The sequence below is a fragment of the Desulfotomaculum sp. genome, from assembly GCA_003513005.1.
In the GTDB taxonomy this organism is placed as follows: Bacteria; Bacillota; Desulfotomaculia; order Desulfotomaculales; family Nap2-2B; genus 46-80.
On the sequence record DOTD01000085.1, the window covers coordinates 1 to 3,905 of the forward strand.

The following is a 3,905-nucleotide window of genomic DNA, read 5'->3' on the forward strand; positions in this document are numbered from 1 at the left end:
AACACCTCCAAGCACCCATGAAGGCGCAATTGTCCGCCCGGCGCTTTCCACGGCAGGTTCAAAGCATAAAGTCAAAGCCAGTTCCATCCGGCTCAAGCCCGGAAAGCGTTCTGTCGTCCAACGGATCAATTCAAGATCCTTTTCTGTGAAAAGACGATCTCCGATCCAAAATGGCGGGTTCCATCGTGGCTCCGTAACCTATCACCCCAACGCTATGATACAACCACGCCATCAAATTGTCAACCCCTATCACATTAATTTATCGCGGCTCCTAACTGCTCCGCAGCGCCGGCGATGCCCAGGCTATGCTCTATAAGACCACCGATAGTGGCCTGGTGGTTGCGCTTAGCCGCAGGGGACATGAGAAGTTTCTTTAGAAAAATATCATCTGATAAGATCAGGGTCAGCAGCTCTCTTAGGTGTTGGTTATGCAGGGAGGCGATAATTGAAAAAAGCTTATCCCTGGCTGATTCCGGATTAAGCTTGCCCGAGGGTATGAATTTAAAGGGATCTGCTTCAATGTCCCGGCAAGCCGACATAGATGATATATTAATTTGAACTATACCATTGTATTCCTCAACTTGTCCTTGTACACGGACCACATCCCCAACCCGGCAGCTGTAATGCCTCTCATAGACTGAATCCCAGACGCGTCCTTCTATCTGACCCGTTTTATCTCCCAGCGCAACTGCGAGGTAGTGGCCGGTCCCGCTGCGCAGGGGCAGAAGTTTCTTGCTTTTTAGCACATAAGCACCGTTCACTTCCTGACCGGGTTTGAGCTGCTCAATGAAAACCTCCATTCTTAAAACCCCCCTTAATTAGTTCGCCTGAATAGATTCTAAATAATGCCCTGGCCATATATCTGTCACTCATATAGAAAATATGTTCGCTCCTGGTTTAAATCTTGTAAAGTGAAAAAAGGATCTGGGAACTGACAGGTATTTGTCATATCTGTTTGTTAAACTTATAAAACGGTCGCGGCATCCAGGGCAGTAAAACTATGCTATGCTAAAGATTAGGATTTAACAATGGAGGGTTTTTGATGTTTAACTCAATTGTATTTTATGGTAAACGTGGATTGGTTAACGGACTGGTGCTGAAACTTGATGGTAATCTTGACCTGACAAAGACTTTCTTGAAAAACATCCGCTTTTGCGGCTCTGCGCCGCCAACTTGGATAGAAAGTCTGCAGGAAGTATTTTTTCTTGTTGAACCTTCATTTTCGGAATTCGGCAATCCTGACCTGGTGATGATTTGCAATTGCAAAGAGAAACAAAAACTTACCCGCCATGTAGTTTTTCTTGAGGCTAAAATAGTGAAATATGACGACAGCGCGGTGCCTTTAAAAGAAAGCAAAGCTAAAGATATACAAGGGATTAACAGCCGAATCAACGCTCAACTTACCCTGAGATTCAGGTTAGCACGTGTCCTTAAAAATAGAAGTAAAAGTGACCCAGTCGAAGAAACTGAGCAAAACTGGGCTGCTTATGCGCAATATCCTACAGAAGGCTCGAAAAAGCCGAGAAAGCTGTTAAAATCGCTCGGCCTGAAACTTTGTGACGATTTTATGTTGGAGATAAATGATTTTTGGTTTGTTACACTGTCGGCCGATAATTATCAGGTTGAACCATATCACAAGCCGGAGTCGAGGCCTCTTGTTTTAGATTTTAACGGGCAAAATTTATGGGATGAACTAAAAGATCATTTTGGGCTTATTGTTTATGATCAGTTAGATTGTGTACTCAGCCCAACAGGAGCCTATTCCAAAGCGAGGGAATATTTTTTACCGAAAGCTGCGCCTGTTGTGCAGGCCGATGTCAAAACGCCAGGCCTGCGTACTAAAATATGGGATACTTTTAGTCCGGTCATTCGCAGTGATGTCCGTGAGAGCATACGGAATATTATAGAAAATGCTGTCAATACCGTTTTCGGGCCTGAATCCGACAGGGTGAAAAAAGATCCACAAAAAGGATCAGACAGTTATAAACTGGATCGGCGAACGCTGATTAAACTGGTTCCAAAGCATACTGAAACAGGGGAGAAACTTATCCTTGCTGTATTGACAGGAGTAGCCCGGGCTGCCGGTGTTGCAGAGCAGTACTTTCCGGAAGGACCTTTTATGATTGGTGGGGGCGATAATCCCCGTGAGTTTTTGGGGCGCTCTTTTTCAGAATGTCCGGATGCCAAAGAGACGTCAGATTACATATGGGCTATTGAGATGATCTTGAAGCTTGCCGCTGACCAGTAAGCAGTATAATTCTGCGAGCAAGAATGTCCTGCGAAAGTTTCAAGAGCGCAACACTGTTGCGGCGCAATGCGGTAGCGCTGCTTAGTATGGCCTCTATGCTGCGCATTGATCCACCGTCCCTGGATTGGCTGGGATACAGGTGTAGGCATAGTGCAGTCAGGGGGTCAGGACTGTGGAACGTAGAACATGTTTTTAAGGATTATGATCGAGGATTCCTGACAAAATAGTTATTCGGTAAATATTTTCAATATATCTTTACCATACTTTTCAACTTTTACTTTGCCAAACCCCTTAATTTCTAACAGCTCTTTTTCGCATGTTGGATACTTTTCTGCCAACCTTTCCATTTCCTCATTACTGAATATAAGATATGCTGCAAGATTCTCTTTCCTTGATGTAATTAATCTGTAGTTTTTTAATTCCACAAGCAACTGTTGCTTGCTTTTTTTATTTACTAGATAAGGATTACCGGAATCTTCTTTAGTATATTCTGTGTTCTTGGGCAGAGAGGGAATAAAATCATTTTCCTTAAGATTATATTTTGAATGATAGTTAATTTCAATTGGTGTATCATTGTTCTTGAGCCAGTATGCAATGTTAAATAGGTATTTTTCTAACTTATTGTAAAAACTTTTTTCTTGGTAATATTTCAAACTGGAAATGATTTGGTCGTGTCTAACTATCTTATTTTCAATTTCAGGCGGGCAGTTTGTTTTCTCAATTATAGTTTTAGGATTAGCTATTACAACAAAGGACAAATAAAGATCTTCACTCATTAAATTGTTTTTAAGTAAAACCTCTTTTAATATGCTCAGGTGACGCTCATTTTGTGTAATAGGGCTGTACATTCCCTCATGCTTATTTTTTCCGGCTTTGTCATGTAAAACTCTAATAAAATTACCATCAGAATCTATAACAATATTTCCGTTCAATTTTTTTGTTTCCAAGACACAAATAAATTTATTTGAAATTACAATAAAGTCATACTGCGCAACATAATTATTAAACTCCAATCTAATATCGTGTAAGCACAATATTGGAAGAAAAGAATTTTTAAGTTCAAAATAGACGTTATTTTCCCCTTCAAGCCCCTTTTTTAAAAAAGTAATATCACGTTCTATCAAGTCTTTCTTATAACCGGTTTTTAGTTTCTTAGATAATGTTTCTAAATCCATTATTTGTTTGTTTTGCTTATTAAAATCTTTAATGAAGATAGGACTGCTGATCATTCTTTTCTCACCAGCAATATAGTCTACTGCCTTATCTAGTAACGACACAGAAGGCGCCTCCTTTTATCTTGCTGAGTTATACTTGAGGATTTATTAAAAACGTCCGATATTATACGTATCGCCATAATCTGATGAAGCTTAACTGGACAATTTATTTATAGCAGAAGCTAAGATACAGACTAATTTATGGTTTCTGCTGGAATTATTGCGTAAGAAGTTTGAAGAGTCACTTCCAAATTCGATAGAAAAGTTCAAAGTAAGTGAAAAGCTCTTTTCTGGAATATCCAAAATTATAACAAATGAAGTTCCCCCAATACACCCTTTCTAATACTACAGCGATGGATCCCTTGATAGTTCTTTGACAATATCATAACAGCTTCCTTATGTCACCGTGGTCGCTGCTTTCGGTAATCCAACAACTCCGTTTA

Annotated in this window: 3 protein-coding genes; 1 reads left to right on the top strand and 2 read right to left on the bottom strand. The window is 40.3% G+C overall.

The features are described 5' to 3' along the window. Positions 1-254: 254 nt before the first annotated feature. Positions 255-800 carry a hypothetical protein gene (locus tag DEH07_10860; protein ID HBY04989.1) on the bottom strand — a complete coding sequence of 182 codons (546 nt, stop codon included), beginning with the start codon at positions 798-800 and terminating at the stop codon, positions 255-257. Positions 801-1,042: 242 nt separating this feature from the next. Between DEH07_10860 and DEH07_10865 the strand changes: the two genes are divergently transcribed. Continuing rightward, the gene (locus DEH07_10865; protein HBY04990.1) at positions 1,043-2,248 is read left to right on the top strand and encodes a hypothetical protein; all 1,206 of its coding nucleotides are present in this window, start codon (positions 1,043-1,045) and stop codon (positions 2,246-2,248) included. 227 nt (positions 2,249-2,475) lie between these two features. On the opposite strand, the gene DEH07_10870 is transcribed toward DEH07_10865, so the two are convergent. Next, on the bottom strand, positions 2,476-3,525 hold the full coding sequence (locus DEH07_10870; protein ID HBY04991.1) for an aldolase: 1,050 nt from the start codon (positions 3,523-3,525) through the stop codon (positions 2,476-2,478). Positions 3,526-3,905 lie beyond the last annotated feature (380 nt).

Excerpts from the sequence above, each read along its gene's own strand:
- DEH07_10860 (HBY04989.1), bottom strand. The coding sequence starts at position 800 with ATGGAGGTTTTCATTGAGCAGCTCAAACCCGGTCAGGAAGTGAACGGT.
- DEH07_10865 (HBY04990.1), top strand. The coding sequence starts at position 1,043 with ATGTTTAACTCAATTGTATTTTATGGTAAACGTGGATTGGTTAACGGA.